21 protein-coding genes are annotated in these 19,367 nt (G+C 30.7%); 1 reads left to right on the forward strand and 20 read right to left on the reverse strand.

The annotated features are described in order from the left end of the window. Positions 1–13: 13 nt before the first annotated feature. The 19 genes from I6U48_RS09075 to I6U48_RS09165 form a co-directional block, all read right to left on the reverse strand. Complete coding sequence (locus I6U48_RS09075; protein WP_218320093.1) at positions 14–727, reverse strand: TIGR03936 family radical SAM-associated protein; 714 nt, start codon at positions 725–727, stop codon at positions 14–16. Then, a complete protein-coding gene (locus I6U48_RS09080; RefSeq protein WP_218320094.1) occupies positions 696–2,549 on the reverse strand; it encodes a TIGR03960 family B12-binding radical SAM protein in 1,854 nt (617 codons plus the stop codon). Before I6U48_RS09080 ends, I6U48_RS09075 begins: the two co-directional genes overlap by 32 nt. A 73-nt stretch (positions 2,550–2,622) precedes the next feature. After that, on the reverse strand, positions 2,623–3,477 hold the full coding sequence (locus I6U48_RS09085; protein ID WP_218320095.1) for a M50 family metallopeptidase: 855 nt from the start codon (positions 3,475–3,477) through the stop codon (positions 2,623–2,625). A gap of 17 nt (positions 3,478–3,494) precedes the next feature. Beyond that, positions 3,495–4,283: a M23 family metallopeptidase gene (locus tag I6U48_RS09090; protein ID WP_218320096.1), complete on the reverse strand. Its 789-nt coding sequence runs from the start codon at positions 4,281–4,283 to the stop codon at positions 3,495–3,497. 141 nt (positions 4,284–4,424) lie between these two features. Then, positions 4,425–4,805, reverse strand: coding sequence for a methylglyoxal synthase (mgsA, locus tag I6U48_RS09095; RefSeq protein WP_218320097.1), 381 nt, complete (start codon positions 4,803–4,805; stop codon positions 4,425–4,427). Positions 4,806–4,818: 13 nt separating this feature from the next. Further along, positions 4,819–5,943: a rod shape-determining protein RodA gene (gene rodA, locus I6U48_RS09100; protein WP_218320098.1), complete on the reverse strand. Its 1,125-nt coding sequence runs from the start codon at positions 5,941–5,943 to the stop codon at positions 4,819–4,821. Between the two features lie 75 nt (positions 5,944–6,018). Then, complete coding sequence (gene minE, locus I6U48_RS09105) at positions 6,019–6,288, reverse strand: cell division topological specificity factor MinE (RefSeq protein WP_218320099.1); 270 nt, start codon at positions 6,286–6,288, stop codon at positions 6,019–6,021. A gap of 12 nt (positions 6,289–6,300) precedes the next feature. Beyond that, complete coding sequence (gene minD, locus I6U48_RS09110; RefSeq protein WP_218320100.1) at positions 6,301–7,098, reverse strand: septum site-determining protein MinD; 798 nt, start codon at positions 7,096–7,098, stop codon at positions 6,301–6,303. 16 nt (positions 7,099–7,114) lie between these two features. Further along, positions 7,115–7,747, reverse strand: a complete 633-nt coding sequence (gene minC, locus I6U48_RS09115) for a septum site-determining protein MinC (RefSeq protein WP_218320101.1) — start codon at positions 7,745–7,747, stop codon at positions 7,115–7,117. 126 nt (positions 7,748–7,873) lie between these two features. After that, on the reverse strand, positions 7,874–10,564 hold the full coding sequence (locus I6U48_RS09120) for a penicillin-binding transpeptidase domain-containing protein (RefSeq protein ID WP_218320102.1): 2,691 nt from the start codon (positions 10,562–10,564) through the stop codon (positions 7,874–7,876). 15 nt (positions 10,565–10,579) lie between these two features. Continuing rightward, the gene (gene mreD, locus I6U48_RS09125; RefSeq protein WP_218320103.1) at positions 10,580–11,071 is read right to left on the reverse strand and encodes a rod shape-determining protein MreD; all 492 of its coding nucleotides are present in this window, start codon (positions 11,069–11,071) and stop codon (positions 10,580–10,582) included. 1 nt (position 11,072) lies between these two features. Further along, positions 11,073–11,927, reverse strand: coding sequence for a rod shape-determining protein MreC (gene mreC / locus I6U48_RS09130; protein ID WP_218320104.1), 855 nt, complete (start codon positions 11,925–11,927; stop codon positions 11,073–11,075). A gap of 9 nt (positions 11,928–11,936) precedes the next feature. Beyond that, positions 11,937–12,947 (reverse strand): rod shape-determining protein, encoded by a 1,011-nt coding sequence (locus I6U48_RS09135; RefSeq protein ID WP_246615265.1) that lies wholly within the window; start codon positions 12,945–12,947, stop codon positions 11,937–11,939. Between the two features lie 23 nt (positions 12,948–12,970). Then, positions 12,971–13,657, reverse strand: a complete 687-nt coding sequence (radC, locus tag I6U48_RS09140) for a RadC family protein (RefSeq protein ID WP_218320105.1) — start codon at positions 13,655–13,657, stop codon at positions 12,971–12,973. A gap of 14 nt (positions 13,658–13,671) precedes the next feature. Further along, on the reverse strand, positions 13,672–14,247 hold the full coding sequence (locus I6U48_RS09145; RefSeq protein WP_218320106.1) for a Maf-like protein: 576 nt from the start codon (positions 14,245–14,247) through the stop codon (positions 13,672–13,674). Positions 14,248–14,279: 32 nt separating this feature from the next. Next, positions 14,280–14,540: a DUF4321 domain-containing protein gene (locus I6U48_RS09150; RefSeq protein WP_218320107.1), complete on the reverse strand. Its 261-nt coding sequence runs from the start codon at positions 14,538–14,540 to the stop codon at positions 14,280–14,282. A 179-nt stretch (positions 14,541–14,719) separates the two neighbouring features. Further along, a complete protein-coding gene (locus tag I6U48_RS09155; protein ID WP_218320108.1) occupies positions 14,720–15,436 on the reverse strand; it encodes a hypothetical protein in 717 nt (238 codons plus the stop codon). A gap of 103 nt (positions 15,437–15,539) precedes the next feature. Beyond that, positions 15,540–16,040 (reverse strand): GNAT family N-acetyltransferase, encoded by a 501-nt coding sequence (locus I6U48_RS09160; RefSeq protein WP_218320109.1) that lies wholly within the window; start codon positions 16,038–16,040, stop codon positions 15,540–15,542. A gap of 172 nt (positions 16,041–16,212) precedes the next feature. Further along, complete coding sequence (locus tag I6U48_RS09165; RefSeq protein WP_218320110.1) at positions 16,213–16,650, reverse strand: ACT domain-containing protein; 438 nt, start codon at positions 16,648–16,650, stop codon at positions 16,213–16,215. 640 nt (positions 16,651–17,290) lie between these two features. On the opposite strand from I6U48_RS09165, the gene I6U48_RS09170 reads away from it, so the two are divergent. Then, positions 17,291–18,658, forward strand: a complete 1,368-nt coding sequence (locus tag I6U48_RS09170) for a sigma-54 interaction domain-containing protein (protein WP_246615270.1) — start codon at positions 17,291–17,293, stop codon at positions 18,656–18,658. 133 nt (positions 18,659–18,791) lie between these two features. Here the strand turns inward: I6U48_RS09170 and I6U48_RS09175 are convergent, their stop codons facing one another. Next, positions 18,792–19,247 (reverse strand): 4Fe-4S dicluster domain-containing protein, encoded by a 456-nt coding sequence (locus I6U48_RS09175; protein WP_218320111.1) that lies wholly within the window; start codon positions 19,245–19,247, stop codon positions 18,792–18,794. Positions 19,248–19,367 lie beyond the last annotated feature (120 nt).

The raw sequence follows: 19,367 nt of genomic DNA on the forward strand, positions 1-19,367 counted from the left end.
TAATATCACCACATTATATCATTTCAACATACTTATATAGAGGAATTAATTTGCTTTTCACTGCAGCATACATCTCTTCTCTTTTTATATCTACAAAAGAATCAGTTTTTGCTGCTCTGGTGTTTTCTTGGATAAATGCGGATAAAAGCTCTGCAGATAAGTTTTCCTTACTTCCACAAGAAACAGTAGTTTGTATTATTAAAGCATTGTCAACTATTTCATATTTAAAGTTCTTAATCATGGATTTTATATTAACTTCACTTTCTCCACTTTTACTTTTCTTTATGGTATTCCATTCTTTCATACTAAGCAGCTTTTCTAAATCTTCCTCCAAAAATTCCACATTCTCATATTTTATTCTCATAATGTATTTTGCAGCATCAATTGCCGCCATAGACTTAAATACTTTTTTATTTTGTTCTTCCTTTATTTTTACTACTTCAAAAACTTTTATCCCAGCAGGTGCACTGGCTTTTAATTTTTCTTTTATTATATCTTCATTTACTTCCTCTTCAAAAGCTATATCCATATAATCGCCACAAGAATAGACCCCCACAGCAAGTGGCTGTGCTAATGACATATTTATATGTGGATTAAATCCTTGTGAATACTGAACTGGCAGTCCTGATCTTTTAAGCATTCTTTGGATTGTTCGCATAAGATCTAAGTGAGCTACAAATTTTATAGTATCCTCTTTACTGAATTTTACTAGATATCGCACCTTCAAAGCACTTCCCTTCCAGTTTAGTATTTACACCACAATTCGTACAACCTAATCTACAATCTGGTGTTAACTCTGCTTTCTTTGCTCTTTCATTTTCCTTAATTAAAAATTCCTTAGAAACTCCTATATCTAGGAAATCCCATGGAAATATTTCATCATAACTTCTCTCTCTATAGGCATAGAAATCTCCATCTACACCGCATTCTTCAAAAGCAGCCATCCATGCATCATTATTGAAATACTCTGACCATCCATCAAATTTGGCACCCTTTTCAAATGCCTTTATTAAAACATCACAAATTTTTCTATCTCCTCTTGCAAATATAGCTTCTAAGTAACTTACAGGAGTCTCATGCCAATTATAAGAGATACTTTTGCTTTTTATAGCGCCTCTTAGTGCTTTTATCTCTTCTCTTACATTTTCCATTCTTATTTGTGGTACCCACTGAAACGGAGTGAATGCTTTAGGTACAAATATAGCAGTGCTTACATTAATTCTTAGTCCTTTTTTTCTCTTGTCTTTTGGAATTCTAAAATATTGATCCTTTACTTTTTCTGCCAAATCTGCTATTCCTATTACATCCTCAATAGTTTCATAAGGTAATCCTATCATAAAATATAGCTTTATTGTTGACCATCCACATTCAAAAGCACTTTTTACTGAATCCATTAAATTCTGTTCAGTTACACCCTTATTAATAACATCTCTCATTCTTTGTGAACCAGCTTCTGGTGCAAAAGTTAATCCTGTTTTTCTAACTTTCTGTATTTCATTTATTAATTCAACAGAAAAAGAATCTATCCTCAATGATGGAAGAGATATTCCTACCTTTTCCTTCTCATACTTTTCCATAAATTTATGAATTAAGCTTTGTAAATCTGAATAATCACAAATACTTAATGATGTTAGGGATACTTCTGGATATCCTGTATTTTTTATTAATTGCTCTAATGTTTCTAAAAGCTTATCTGTTCTTTTTTCTCTTACAGGTCTATAAATCATTCCTGCCTGACAAAATCTACACCCTCTAGTACAACCTCTGAAGGTTTCTAAAGTTATCCTGTCGTGAACTATTTCTGTATATGGAACAATTAAATTCGTAGGATAAACTACATCGTTAAAATTCTTTATTATTCTCTTTTTAACAACTGAAGGTACATCCTCATATAGGGGTTTGAATTCCTTTATTGTACCATCTTCTTTATATTCTACTGAATAAAGTGATGGTACATAGATACCTTCTATATGTGATACTTCTCTTAGGAACTCTTTCTTTCTGCCTTTATACTTTTTATAAAGATCCATGATTTCTTCCATTTGCTCCTCACCTTCACCTATGGCAAAAAAATCTGCTATATCATAGAGAGGTTCAGGATTATATGCGCACGGTCCTCCACACATTACTATTGGATCACTTTCTCCTCTTTCTGATGATCTAATGGCTACACCCGATAAATTTAACATATTCAATATATTAGTATAGCTCATTTCATACTGAAGGGTAAATGCAATAAAATCAAACTCCTTTATGGGGTCCTTGCTTTCTAAGCCATAGAGAGGTATCTCACTTTCCCTCATTAATTTTTCCATGTCTGGCCATGGAGCAAAGACTCTTTCACAATAAGTATCCTTTCTTTCATTCAGAACATGATAAAGAATTTTCATACCTAGATGTGACATTCCTACCTCATAAACATCTGGAAAGCAAAATGCAAAGCGTATATCTATTTCATTTTTATCTTTATTATAAGAGTTTAGTTCTCCACCAACATAGCGGGCAGGCTTTTCTACTTTAAATAATATATCATCAGTAACTTTATTCATCAAAAATCCTCCTCTTGTGTTCATCACATTTCTTTATTCTAACACAACAAATTATAAAATTAAAATATAATTTTTATGTTTCATCATTTTCTATTTTCATAAATTCCTCTATAGTAATATTACCATGAACCTTTAGTGCATTTATTATTTCCCCTTCATAAATTATATCCATAACTCTCATTTCTACATCTAAAACAGTAAATACATTATATTTATTTTTATCAAATAATGCCATAGCACTCAGCAAATCCTTCTTGTAATATATGGATATATTCTTGTTTTCTATATACCCTCTACTCATAAATTTATATTTCTTTTTTATAATGTCTCCCATAATTATATATGCTACCCTTTCCCTTTCCTTAAGTGATGATATTATAATAAATATACCTATTACTCCTATATTAAAATTATTAATTCCCTTAAAAAATAAGATTGTATAACAAAACATAAATGTAAGGCCAATAAAAATACTTACATTTATCATTATTCTATTAGAGTTTTTATACATAAACTTAAAATTTAATATATCTCTTAATATTCTTCCTCCATCTAGTGGAAATGCAGGAATAAGATTAAAAACTCCTATAGCTAGATTTCCTTCAAATAGCATAAGAAACTCCCAATAAGGAAATTTTTTATACAAAACAAAGAACAGAACACTCAGTATCAAATTTGCCATAGGACCTGCCGCTGATATAATTAAATCTTCCTTAGGAGATGCCTCATCAAGATCCTTTAACTTTATTACTGCTCCAACAATTATAAGCTCTATGTCGAAGCCGGAAAATTTGTAATATCTAGCAAATAAATAATGAACAACTTCATGAATTAGAACAATAAAAAAAGAATAAATAAGTTGTCCCTTATAACCTATAACAATTAAAAATATTATATAAGGAATAAAATATCTATTTACTTTAATCACATAACTACCTCTATAAATTATTTTCGGGCTATATCAAAATATTCATCGGGATTTTTATTTTCTCCCATATATAAAAGCTCAAAATGAAGATGCGGTCCAGTAGATTTGCCTGTATTGCCACTTTTGGCTATAATCTGACTTTTTTTAACCGCATCTTCCTTTGCAACAAGTATTTTATTTAAATGTCCATATTTAGTTTCTATTCCATTTCCATGGTCTATTAGTATATACTTTCCTAACTCTTTGTCTTCACCGCAAAATTTCACCCTGCCATCAAAAGCAGCTTTTACATCTGTGTCTACTTTAGCATCAATATCTACTCCTGCATGAAACTTCTTATCCTTGGATATGGGGTCTTCTCTATATCCAAAAGGTGATGTTTCTACTCCAACTACTGGAAGTATAAATTCATTTTTAATCCTATTATCAAAGGTTTCATTGCCTGTAATTTTACTTTTTATCTCTTCAATAGTATTAGTAATTTTATCTTGAATTTTTTTCAAATCTATATTTTTATAATTTATCTTTAAATCTTTGTAATCATAATTTTGGTTCAGTACTTCTTTCGAATAATTGTATACTTCTTGTGTTTTAGGATTAACTACTAATTTGCAACTAATTACAAAAACAAATAAAATAAATACTCCTATTAAATCCCTTGTTATTCTAGAAATCCAATAATTACCTTTAGACCTCTCTATGGCACTATGTCTAAATCCCCTATTATAGGCAGGAGTGTATCTTGCACCGTTATTTTTTTTTAAAGAGTTATAATAGCTTTCGTATTCTGAATTGTAGTTTCCCATAAATAAAATTTCCCCCTAGTTTTATTTACACTATCATTTCATATAAGTGCTCTGATATATTATATATATTTTAAAATCTATAATTTTATGATATATAAAAATCCTATCAGTTAAATTACCGATAGGATTTTCTTAATGTCTTTATTTAAGGTTTTGATAACTTTTTAATGCTTTTACAAAAACTTCGGCTGACCCAATATTAGTGGCAAGTGGTACACAATGAACATCGCATATTCTTAATAACGCATTAACATCTGGTTCATGTGGCTGAGAAGTAAGTGGATCTCTTAAAAAAATTATAAAATCCATCTCTCCCTGCGCTACCTTTGCACCTATTTGTTGATCTCCTCCTAGAGGACCTGATAAAAATCTGTGAACCTGCAATCCAGTTATCTCCGTTATGAGACCACCAGTGGTACCTGTCCCAAATAATTCATGACCTTCAAATACTTCTTTATATCTTTTTACAAATTCTATCATATCATCTTTCTTTTTATCATGTGCTATAAAAGCAATTTTCATAATATGTCCCCCCCTAAAAATTAATCTTCTTTCTTCTCATCCCTACATTTAACACAAGCCCTAAAGCCATAAAACTCGTTAACATAGAGCTACCTCCATAACTCATAAAAGGTAGTGTTATACCTGATATAGGCATTATGCCTATTGTCATTCCTATATTTTGCAATATCGAAAACAGCATTGCCGATATTACACCAATACAGATTATAGAACCAAATCTATCTTTAGAGCTACTGGCAATTTTTACAAATTTATAAAGAATTAATCCGTATAATATTAGCAAAACTATAGCTCCAACCATTCCCCATTCCTCACCTACTACTGAAAAAATAAAATCTGTTTCTGCAAATGGAATAAACCCACCAGAAATTTGTGTACCTTTCAAAAATCCTTTTCCCCAAATTCCACCTGATCCTATGCCCTTTAATGATTCTAAAAGCTGCAAACCTGCACCAAGCTGATCTTTCTGCGGGTTCAAGAATGATGTTAATCTCAATTTCCAATATTCTTCCATAAAAGGCGAATTCCAAAAAACTGCAATAAGCGCAACAACTCCTAAGAGCCCCCCACCTATTACTTTCAAATTTAAGCCTGATATAAAAAATATTCCTAGTACAATAAAAAAACACACCATAGTCATTCCCATATCTGGTTGGACTACTATTAAAAGCATAGGTAGTACAGCATAAGCTGTAAGCTTAAAGAAGTTTTTTACATCATTTATATTTCCATCCATGTCGTCTAATAGCTTTGCAAGCATTATTATTAAACCTAATTTTGCAAACTCAGAAGGTTGAAATGCAGGTAAAGGTCCTATCTTCATCCAAGATGAGGCTCCATTAACAGTAGATTTAAATATAGGCAAACGGTTCAATATAAGTAAAAACACACCGAACCAATATATTATATGGGCATATCCCTTAATTACTGAATAATCAAATATTAAAATAAAATAGGTAAGAGCTAAACCTATAATTAACCAAGTAAGTTGAGTTCTCATAAGACTTATTCCAAATCTTGAATGAGTAGCGCTGTATATGTTCGATGCTCCAAATGCTACAATAAGTATGACAGATATTATAATAGTAAAATCTAATTCTCTTAAAAGTTTTCTACTAATAATTATTTTATTTAGCATACTAGTTTATCCCTCCACTACAAATATGATTATACCATATAGAAAAAAAAAAGCTATGTATAATTTATACATAGCCTATCTAGCTTCCTTCATTTTCTTAATAGGTATACTTGCAATTAAGGCTGGCGATTCTCCTGGAATTTCCTCCAGTTTAGTCATCTTTACATCTATTTCTCCATTATCAATTTCAAAGTACTTCGAGATGACCTGCAATATATCTTCTTTTATAGAATTTAATAACTCTGGTGATATATTAGCCCTATCATGAATAAGAATTAGCTTTAGCCTTTCTTTTGCCATATCCTTTGAGGAAGATTTAGATGAAAATACTTTAAATAAATCCATTTTCTAACCTCCCTATTTAATTTTAAACATTTTCTTTATTGATGAAAATATACCATCGCTTTCCGTATCCAAATCCATAAACGGGACATCTTCACCAACTATTCTTTTTGCTATATTTCTAAATGCTTGTCCTGCCAAAGCCTTGTTATCCAATACTATTGGTTCACCTTTATTAGTAGCAACCGTTATACTTCTATCATCCGGTACTACTCCTATTAACTTTATTGCCAAACTATCTAGAATATCATTTACATCTAACATATCACCCTTCTTGGTCATTTGATAATTTATTCTATTTACAATTAACTGATGATTTTCTAATCCTTTGGCATCTAATTTCCCAATAACTCTATCCGAATCTCTAACAGACGTTACTTCTGGATTAACAACAATTAAAGCTCTGTCAGCTCCAGTTACAGCATTTTCAAATCCCTGCTCAATTCCTGCAGGACAATCAATTATAACATAGTCAAATTCTTTCTTTAACTCACTTACTAAACCTAACATTTGCTCTACGGTCACATCATCTTTATCCCTAGTTTGAGCTGTTGGTAACAAATATAAATTGGAAAATCTCTTATCTCTTATAAGGGCCTGTTTTAGTCTACATTTATTTTCTACTACATCCAAAAGTGTAAAAACAATTCTATTTTCGAGACCCATTAATACATCTAGATTTCTGAGTCCTGTATCACCATCTACTACTACTACACTTTTACCAATGGCTGCAAGTGCTGTTCCAATATTAGCTGTAGTAGTGGTTTTACCTACTCCACCTTTACCTGATGTTACTACAATAGCTTCTCCCATTTGCATTACCTCCACATTAAATAAATTTATTAGGCAAATATGGTTCTACAATTATTGTATCGCCTTTAACTTTAGCAACTTCCGGATAGGGAGGTTTAACGTTATCCTCCGGTGATCTGGTCATTATATCTGCAATCTGCAGTATTTTAGGTTGTAAATAAAATGCTGCAACTATGGCTTTGGAGTTTCCCCCATACCCTGCATGTACATGTCCTCTTAAAGCTCCAAGCACTATTATGTTACCTCCTGCATATATTTCCGCACCAGCATTAACATCTCCAATAATAACCACATTCCCTGGGTAATCTATTACTTGTCCACTTCTTATAGTATTTCTTAAAAACTTTGTACGTCCTTCATAAATTCCATTAAAAACTTTACTAGTTTTTTCACCCTTCTCTTCAAGTATACAATCTTTTATTAAAAACTCTTCAAATAAAACATCCTTTAATTTACGGAATTCCCTTTCATTTATATACTTAAATTCTGTGGTTATCTTTAGAGTACATCCTTTGTAGAACTTTTTTCCTGCTGATAGCCTCCCAATTAAAGTTTCGAGCATTTGATCAAAATCTTTAAACTTATTCATATTTATAATTGCATTTATTCCATCTCTATTTCCTTTAATAACTATACTATCGTTCAACATATTAGACCTCCAATAAGTCACCTTATCTAATATTTCAACATAATAAATTTAAATCCTTCTAAAAACTTATTTAATTTTAAAAAATTGAAAATTAAGAACTAAATAATAGCCCTTAATTTTCAATTCTTATTGACCACTATTTTGGGTATTACTTTGCTGATTGTTAATGTGGAAATAAGCTTCATAAATATCCCTTGCTACATAAGCAGCTCCACTTCCGTGACCACCATCAAGTATCATAACGCAAACTGCTATCTTCGGCTGATCTAAAGGTGCAAATCCAACATACATCGCAGTATCTGTTCTTCCAAAACTCTCTTGTTCAAGAGATATAGTAGCTGTACCAGTTTTTCCTGCTGTTTGCATCGGGAAACCCTTAAAGGCTTCTGCTGCAGTACCTTTTTCGTTAACAGCAGCCATTCCAGCTTTAACTGCTTCTATCGTTTCAGGTTTAACGTCTGTCTTTTCTACAACCTCTGGCTTAACCTCTTCAATTGCCTTACCATTGGCATCCAAAAATTTATCTACAAGATGAACACTATATCTTGTTCCACCATTAGCAATAGTTGCAATATAGTTTGCCAATTGAACAGGTGTAAATTGGTTTATACCTTGCCCTATAGATGCATCTTCTATATTAAAAGGCGCTCTAATCTGGCTGTTTGCATCAGAAACTGCTGTATAATAAATAGTATTTATCATAGAACTTATTTCTTTGTCACTTATATTTTTGCCACTATATTGAGGATCTAATTGTATTAAGTTACTAATCAACTTTTTATAATTAGATTTATCAAAGGCTTTATCTCCTTCTTTTATAGAGTCCTGTATTGCCTTTTTTAGATCGCTTTTTGCTGTTTTAATCTTGTCTGAATCCGCATCATTATCATACAAGTCTAAAGAAGAATATTTATTTCCCCTATCATCTTCACCAGATTTTAACTTCTCCATAGTACTCCACAAATATGTTTGAGAATATCTATTTTTAAGAGACCAGCTATTAAATACCTGTCCAAAAGACTCTGGTATTTCTATACCTGTAGATGGCTTTACCTTTGAATTAGGATCAACACCTAATCCAAACTTGTATGCATATTTAGCTAATATATCATCACCAAAGGCCTCTCTAAGCATCTTTCCTACAGTCATAAAGTAAGGGTTACTTGATTTTTCTATTGCTTTTGATAAGTTTACCCAACCATTAGGTCCATCATTAGTAAAATATACTCTTCCTCCAGGACCAGTACCCTTATCAAAGTAAGCTTCATCATCTACTCCAAAATCCGGAGTTATTACTCCGCTTTCAAGTGCAGCAATAGCCGTCATTGGCTTAAATGTAGATCCTGGAATACTTTGTGATTGAGTAGCATAATCGTATAACGGTTTAGGTATTACGTCATGAATATCCCTTCTTACAGTTTTGTCTTTTATACTTTTATCCACCGGAAAAAGTTTATTTAATACGTCTTCTTCACTTAACCCAGAATAATAACTTGTAAGCCCTCTTTGCTGAATAAAGTTCTTTGCAAATTCCTCTACATTAGGATACAATTGCTTATATTCATCAGAAGTCAACCCTCCTGGTGCTGCAAACCAATTAGGATCATAACCCGGCCTACTTGCCAAAGCTACCACAGCTCCAGTATTTACATCTATAGCTACAGCCGCTCCTCTTGTAGCATTTGTGGTATTAGAACCAGTCTGTGCATAAGGATTTGCTCTTAGATCTGCCATTGTTTTGTCTAACGCATCCTCTGCAGCTTTTTGAACGTCTTTATCTACTGTAAGCTGAATTGTCTGACCCGGATAGGCGTCTCTGCTTCCAAGTTCTTCAATTACTCTACCTAACTTATTAAGTTTTACAATTTTTCCACCCTTTGATCCTTTAAGTCTATCCTCAAATACACTCTCTATTCCTGTAGTGCCAATATAATCTGAACTTATATCATAACCTTTTGCTTCATATTTTTCTCTCTCAACATTAGTATTATCCTTTAATGTAATCTTAGATATATATCCTAAAAATGCTGAACCTAACTCTCCATTAGGATAGGTTCTTAATGGTTGTGTGTTTATATCTATTCCAGGAAGATCATTCAACATTTGCAAAAACTTAAACGCAGTGTCCTTCTTTATGTTACTTGCAATAACAACAGGTTTATATTGAGAAGAACTTTGCATTTTCAATGAATCCTTTATTAACATAAATCTTCTCTGCTTTTCTAAAGGATATTTTTTATCTATTTTATATAAATCAACAAGCTTATTAAAGGTTTCCTCTGGTGTCATTTTAAGTAGCTCTTCATCTACTATTTTATCTTGTTCATCCTTTGATAGTTTATCTTTTTTATTTTTAGCAAGATTACGCTGAATCTCACCATCTAATCCTCTGTCTTTTTTAAATCTTAATTCTAAAGATCTTAATATTGATGCATCATTGCTCTTAAATTCAAATCTAAATGGATTTATTTTAAGTTCAAGTTCATCTTGTTGAGTTTCTCCATTATCATCTAGAATTTTAAACACTTTATCCATTGTATCAAAAAATACTTTATCACTTTCGTCTGTACGGTTATATACTAACTCATAGCTTTGCATATTTTCAGCTAATGCTACTCCATTTTTATCTATAATTTTCCCCCTAGGTGCAGCATCTGGTATTTCTCTTATAGATTTATTGTTTGCCTGCTCTTTGTACTCTTCTCCTTTTACCACTTGAAGGAAAATTAATCTTGAGGTAATAGCTGTAAGTATCATAATCATAATTACTATTAATGCTGTATATCTGGTAAATTCTCTCTTATTATCACCTTTCATAAAACCACCATTCCTCTAAAACTTCCATCTTATCTGCATATAGTCTTTCTGGCAAAATCTATACACTTTTTTATACATTATTACACCAATAATCATATTGTAAATTCCCGTGAAAAATATATCACTTAGACTAGAATGTATTCCACATAAATACAATATCAGTATTAGTAATACTCCTTTAAAGACACTTAAAGCAAAACAAGAAGCTACAGGTATAAGGCTTTTTTCCTTAAATATATTATCGCCTATTACTCCAGCGATAATACAGATAATCATGTTTGTTAAAGCATTTAAGCCAAATCCATTAATAAAATATATATCTTGCAACATTCCACCAAAAACTCCAAGCCACAACCCTTCCCATTTTCCATTGGCCACAGAATAGCAGACCATAAAAGTTAAAAGCAAACTTGGATAAATAGTTTTTATGGAAAAAAACGGCATTAACACATTATCCATAATAAAAAATATAATTGACAAAAGAAATAAAATTAATACTTTTTTCATATCAGTTCACCTGAGCGCTATAATCCATTTTGTCTTTCGGAACAATTATAAGTATTTCATCAAGTTTATTAAAATCCACATATGGTTTGATTATAGCATTTTTCATAACCTTTCCTTTATCTTCCTCAATGTCAATTACATCACCTATCCTAATTCCTTTAGGATATAATCCTCCTAAACCTGATGTCAAAATTACGTCACCTTTTTTAATATTTGAATCCAATGGAAGATAATATAATTTAGCAAGTAAATTATTATTGCTATCCTTATATCCTTTAACAATTCCATTATTGTCATTTGTACTTTCAACAGCTCCACTTACTGCTATATTTTCATTTGCTAAGGTTTGAACTATTGCCCAGTTACTTCCTACTGAAGTTACCTGTCCTACCAATCCTTCATAAGTTACTGCTACCATTCCTTTTCCAATTCCATCCTTACTTCCTCTATTTATAACAAATTGGTCTAACATTCCATTAGCACCTTTTTCAACTATATCTCCACCTATATAGTTAAACTCTGCCCTTTGCTCTTTAAAATTAAGAGTTTTTCTTAATCTTTCATTTTCACTTTTCAAGGATTGGTAATCAATTATTTTATTTTCAAGCTCACTGTTTTTCTTTTTTAGATCTTCGTTTTCTTTTTTTATATTAGAAAAATTAAAAATAGATCCTGCAAAATTTTTTACACCACTGTTAAATTTAAATATTACGCCCTGTACAGAATTAAAAGTTACACCTACCCCATTCCTCATAAAAGACATATTGTTTCCCTTTATGCTATGTGAAATTAAAATTAAAAATGTAACTGACAGTACTACTATAGTTACCGCCAGTTTATTCTTTAAAAATTTCATTACTATTTTCTATTTTCTACTAGATACTATTTTATCAATAGTATCCAATGCCTTTCCAGCACCGAGGGCAACACAATCAAGTGGGGATTCTGCTATATGAACAGGCATATGTGTTTCTCTATTTATTAATTGGTCTAATCCTCTAAGCATAGCTCCACCACCTGCAAGCATAATTCCTTTGTCCATAATATCTGATGCAAGTTCTGGTGGTGTCTTTTCAAGTGTTGTTTTAATAGCATCAATTATTGCTGCTACTGGCTCTTTCAGGGCATCTCTTATTTCACTTTCACTAATGTTTACAACTTTAGGAAGACCAGATATTAAATCTCTTCCTCTAATATCCATAGCATTTTCTTCTCCATTATCAAAAGCTGAACCTAGTTCTATTTTAACATTTTCTGCTGTTCTTTCCCCAATTGCAAGATTGTATTCTTTCTTTATATAACTTATAATCGCATGATCAAGCTCATCACCAGCAATTCTCAAAGACTTGCTGGTAACAATCCCACCAAGAGATATTACAGCTACCTCAGTTGTTCCTCCTCCAATGTCTACTATCATACTTCCAGTTGGCTCATTTACAGGAAGTCCAGCTCCGATAGCAGCAGCCATAGGCTCTTCCATAAGTAAAACATCTCTTGCTCCAGCCTGCTTTGTAGCCTCATCTATAGCTCTCTTTTCAACTTCAGTAACCCCTGATGGGAAACACACAACTATTCTTGGACTAGTAAAAGCTGACTTTTGGCTTACCTTTTCTATAAATTTCTTTAACATTGCCTGTGTTACATCAAAATCAGCTATTACACCATCTTTAAGAGGTCTTATAGCTACAATATTTCCTGGTGTTCTACCTATCATCTGCTTTGCTTCATCACCAACAGCAAGAACCTTTTTAGCATCGCTATTTATAGCAACAACCGAAGGCTCCCTAAGTAAAATTCCTTTTCCCTTAACATATATTAAAGTATTCGCTGTACCTAAATCAATTCCCATATCACGTGATATTCCAAAAAATCCCATTTTAATTTTTTCTCCTTTCAATTTTACAGTATTCCTTTTTGCTTTAAACTTATATAAGCTCCATTTCCAATTACTATATGGTCAAGTAAATCAATACCCAAAAGTTTACCACATTCCTCTAATCTATGAGTTACATTTATATCTTCATTACTTGGTGTAGGATCACCAGATGGATGATTATGGCATATTACAATAGATGCACTATTTTTTCTAATAGCATCACAAAATACTTCCCTTGGATGTACTATAGACGAATTAAGAATGCCAACGGAAACGTCCTTTATAAATATCACAACATTCTTTGTATTTAACATGATTACTTTTAAATGCTCCTGTTTAAGATGTCTCATATCTTCCATTACAAGATTTGCTGCATCATCTGGTTTGACAATTCTATATTCATCTCCATCTTTATAAGATTTAAATCTTTTCGAAAGCTCTGATAATGCTATAAGCTGAGTAGCTTTTGCTCTTCCAACACCATGCAAACTCATAAAATCATCAATTGTGCAATTCAGAAGGCCATTTAATCCTCCATTTTCCTTTATAATCCTACTACTAAGATTTAGTATACTTTCTTTCTTACTACCTGACCTTAGGATAATAGCTAAAAGCTCAGAGTTAGATAAAGCTTCCACACCATATCTTAAGAGCCTTTCTCTTGGTCTTTCATTTGTAGGCAAATCCATAATTTTTAATGATTTTTCCATAAATTATGCTCCTTTTATGAATTTACCCCCATCTCCACCATCATTTTTGATAGTTTATTTAAAGGAAGCCCTACGACATTATAATAGCATCCATGAATTTCTTCAACAAAAGTTCCACCATATCCTTGTATTCCATAGGCTCCTGCTTTATCCTTATATTCCCCTTTTTCTATGTATTTTTTTATTGTATCATTAGAAAGTTTGTCAAATTTCACGTCAGTGCATACATAATCTCTTATTATTTTACCTGATAAAGAATTTACTAAAGCTATACCAGAATAAACTTGATGACAATTGCCGCTTAAAATCCTTAACATGTTAAAAGCTTCCATTTCATCTTTAGGTTTTCCTAATATTCTATCTTGAAAAGATACAATAGTATCGCAGCCTATTATAACTGATTCATTCTTTATGTCTTTATACACATCTAATGCCTTTCCTTCTGCAAGTTTCATTACATAAGAACCACAGTTTCCATCAAAAGCTATCTTACCTTCATCGAATTTACTTACAATTATTTCAAACTCGTTTGTCAATCTTTTTAACAGCTCCTGTCTTCTAGCTGAAGCTGACGCTAAAATAACCTTCATCAAATCACTTCCTAAATTAGTTGTATAAATCTTTAACATCTTCTGTATAGTATTATAGCCATAATTATACCAATTATAGTCATTATATTGATGTTAAAGTTTAAACCTAATGTTAACACCATAATTTTTAGATTTAGTACAATAGGCGTTGACATACCTATAGAATAGGAATTCCTCAAAAAGCTTAAAATGCCTAAGCTACTGCCAAGTATGTCACCTATAAGGCTTCCAAATACTGCCCCAAGAAATATAACAAACCACAAGAAACTTATGCTTTTCTCTGCCCCTCTCATAAGCATCCCCTACCTTAATAATATATCCTATATAGTTTAACATTTAATAAAATTATAAACAAGTATGTAGCAATATAGTTTAAAAATTTTTTAAAATAATTTACATATTTTATTTTTTATAACATAGTTTTTGGCGCAAGAAAATAAACAGTCAGAATTTTGACTGTTTATTTTTGTTATTATGAGCTCAACTTTTTTAATATACCATAAATATATATATAATTTTCTTCCACATTTTCCTTAGTTAATTCTTTAGGCAACTTATTTACATGCTCCTTAATATCATTCAACACTGAAATATTTTTACTATTCTTATCAACTTTTTTCAAAGCTGAACACCACTTTTTCAATTCTTCTGTTTGTATCGCTTTAACATTTTTTTCTGCAAGCTTATTTAGTATTTGTACGTTTGCATTTATAATTTCTAATATTTCAGCATCACATAAATCCTTATTATTTACTGAAAATAACATCTTTGAATTATCAACTTTTTGTTCTGTAAGAGATTTTATAATCCTCTCCCCTTGTTCCTCAGCATATATTCCTAAAAACATCCTTACCTTATCACCATCAGTTACTGCAAAAGGAGTGCCATATTGTGATAAAAGAGCCTTTTCTGCATCAGCATTTTCTTTACTTTTGTATATACCTCCTTGTACTGCTATAAAATTTGTACTTTGACTATTTGACATGGAATTTGAAGGTTCACTTTTGTCTTTACTATTTGATATTTGTGTTACATCGGTGGTATTAGCATTTGAAGAAATGGGACTTTTTATGAATAATTTAAAAATAATAGTGCCAAAAACAAATGCTAATATCAATACTAAAAATATAACAGTAAAAAAGGTTTTGTTATCCTTACCTCTTTTTAAATCATATCGTGTGTATTTCAATTTTTCCCCTCACCTTCACAATTGTAAATTTAATTTGTAAAAGTTATGTTTTACTATATATTAATATTTACTTGAAGGTTAATTTATTACTATTAATTATATATTACTGTTTTTTCATAATTAACATGTCCATATATTTATCATTAATACTATAAAAATCTTTTACTACTCTTACGGGTTTGTATCCCATAATTTTCCAAAAGAGCAAACTATCCCTATCATTTTTTATTATTCTTGTATAAAAAATGTCTATTCCATACCCTTTCGAAAAATAGTTTAAAAGTTGCTTTATAGTTTCACTATTAATAGTAGTATTTTTATACTTATCATCAATATAAAAAGACCATATCCATACCTCATTAGGATTTTTGAATTCCATTCGTCCTTTTATAATACCTATTAATTCATTTTTCTTGTCTATTTTCAGAAAAAATTCACACTCACTTATATAGCTTTCTAAAAACCTTTCCTCCAATTCTTTTAACCCCATGTCATCATCTACAAATTGCTTCTGCATTGTCATCCATTTTTGTATTTGTAGTAAATTTTCTTTTTTAATACTCGAAATATAAATGTCGTCAAACCTTAGTTCAACCTCTAACATAACCTCACCTCTAAAAGCATGTTAACATTTAAATTCTACATTAAATTATAAATTCCTTTTATTTTAAGCAACTCCCTATATTTTTACTTTGAAATATAAAATTTAAAGTAGATATAAAACCACACTTAAGTAGTAAATCATTACTTAAGTGTGGTTCTATGCCTAAAATAATTTATTCCACTGCTATTAAATCTACCTTAATTACATTTTCTGTAGACTTTAATTCTTCAACAAGTGTATTAATTTCTGTCTCCAACTTTGATGCATCAAATGTTATAGTAACACTTGCAGCATTATTTATTGGAATATCTTGGTTAATGGTTAGTATATTTCCTTTATCTAAGGCTATCCTGTCTAATATTTTAGATAAAGTACCTGCTTCATGCGCTAAAATTAGCCCTAGCGTAACTTTATGCCCAACTATTCCTTCCGATAGAGTAAATACAGAATCTTTATACTTATAGTAAGTACTTCTACTTATTCCTATTAGTTTTACACCTTCAGATATATCTTTTACTTTTCCAGTTCTAATCAATTCTTTAACTTTTACAACCTTTTCAAATACTTCTGGAAGTATCATCGTATCAATTATTAAGTATTTATTATTCATAATTCCCTCCCATAGAATTATTAAAACTAAATAACATATTAAATTATATAAATGTAATACCATAATATTAACACAATTTACTGTAAATCTCAAGTTTTCAAGCAGCTTAGATAGAAATACTGCATAGTATCATTCACTTTTTCGTATTGAATAATTTTATACTTTCAATAGAAAGAAATTGATTTTACAAAAAAATTAGCCTAAAGTAATACTTTATATACCTTAGACCAATTCTAAAACTCTTATTTAATCGAGGAGTTCTAACCACATAATTTATATCAAATTAACAATATATGTTAAAACATATATTATTATAACACTATTTTCATAAAAAGTTGACTCTTCTAAAAATATTTTTCCTATTTTAACTAAATATTTATATTAATTTAATTTCATCAAAATTTTTGAATTTATTTTATCATAATGATAATCGAATTAGTTTCAAAATGATACTAAAATTATTTTTTTCACTTTGAAACTCATTGTATTTAATTTTTTCTCAAAAAATGATATACTTTAGATACATTAAATATTTTAGCTGATATTGTTAATTTCGTTTATCATTTAATCTTATAATAACTATTTTAAGGAGGAATTACTTATGGATATGATGACAGATTACTTCGATGAAGTTAGTGATATGTGTAGAATTGATATGGACAGCATACTAGAATATGACATATCTGCCTTTATACTTCAGGCTATTTTTGATTCCGTTTATGAGGGCCTAATTGTTACAGATGAAAATCTTTTGATTAAAAAAGTTAATATTACTGCACTTAAAATACTAGAAGTAAAAGAAGACACATTGTACGAAACGCACTTAAATTCCATATTTAAAGAAGAAATTTTAAATTCAGTTCTATTAACAGGTGAAAAACAATTTAACGAAGAATGTATGTTTGAAATTAATGGAACTAAAATAAGATGCACCACAAACATAATACCGGTGAGATTGCGCGGAAAAAATATAGGCTTAGTTCTATCTATAAGGGATACAAAAAACCTTCACAAAATGGTCAATAACGTTGTTGGATATAAGGCTTCCTTTACTTTTGATGATATACTCACAAGAACTGAAAAAATGAAAAGCATAATAGAACTTGCTAAAAAAGCATCCAAAACTAACTGTAACATACTTATAGAGGGAAAAAGTGGTACCGGAAAGGAAGTATTTGCTCAATCTATTCATAACTTTAGTTCCAGACAAAGCGGTCCCTTTGTAGCGGTTAACTGTGCTGCAATTCCTAGAGAACTTGTTGAAAGTGAGCTTTTTGGATATGAAAAAGGTGCCTTCACTGGAGCATCTAAAGGTGGTTATGCCGGAAAATTTGAACTTGCTGAAGGTGGAACAATATTTTTAGATGAAATTGGCGAACTTCCATTAGATATACAATCTAAACTTCTTAGAGTCCTTGATAATCTTAAGATTACTCGCGTAGGTGGAACATATGAAAAATCAATAGATGTTAGAGTAATAGCCGCCACTAACAGGACATTAACTGAAGAAATAGAAAATAAAAATTTTAGGGGAGACTTGTATTATAGACTTAATGTGATGAGCCTTCAACTCATTCCTCTTGAAGAACGTAAAGAAGATATAGAACTTTTTGCTCAATACTTTATAAATAAACTCAACGCTAAAAATCCTTGTAATCCAAAATATATTGATCCATCCTATATAGAAAAACTTAAAAACTATAGTTTCGCAGGAAACCTTAGGGAATTAAGAAATATTGTTGACAGATCTTATTATTTATGTGAAGAAACTATGATAACTTCTAAACACTTACAGACAAAGAGCTCATCACATAAAGCACTTCCTAAGTCTGATTCCACAAAAGAAGTTCTCCCATTAGAAGTTATTGAAGAACAGTGCATAAGAGATGCCCTTCTACATTGTAATGGTAATGCAATCCAAGCAGCTAGTCTACTAAAAATAGGGAAAGCCACAATCTACAGAAAGATAGCTAAATTCAATATAGACTTAGATAGCTTTAGTCAATAGGCGCTTCCAATTAGCAGTTATAGATAACTAAGGCCAACACTTAACTTATAAAATATATTTGTATATTCAAAACATTACTAATAATTCCTATAGTATAAGTTAAGTGCTTGCTACATTCATCTATAACTGCTAATTACAATTTACAAACATACTTCTTAGTATTTTTCGCACTATATTTCCTCTTGCACTTTTTACATATGAATTTATCTGGAATTATTCCAGCTCTATTATATACGTATCTAATATATTCTTCTGCAGCATAGTATTCTCCACATTCTTCACATCTTGCTAATTTAAATTTTTTGTTCCATATTTCTCTTTCTCCAGCATTATCTATATTTTTAATTATATTTTTAGGACATACATCCACACACATCATACAACCTATGCATTGTCGCGATGGATCATTTACTATATCTGCTTTATTAAAAACACCTATATTTTTCATTATTATTGCACCTATACTCATTTCCTCACAAATTTTTACGCAAAGCTTACATGAACCACAAAACTTTTCTTTCCTGAGTTTATGGCTGCCTAATATCACTGATTTGCTTTTAAGAATCTTGGATAACTTTTTAAATTTCATTCTACTCCCCCCATTAATCTTAATTTTGACATCTACCTATTTGTTGATAATTTATATAGGCAGAACATTTTTGCTCTGCCTATTTCTAAAAGTTAATTCATAATGGAAATCTTTTATCAA

The sequence above is a fragment of the Clostridium thailandense genome (genome assembly GCF_019207025.1).
GTDB classification, from domain to species: Bacteria; Bacillota; Clostridia; order Clostridiales; family Clostridiaceae; genus Clostridium_AM; species Clostridium_AM thailandense.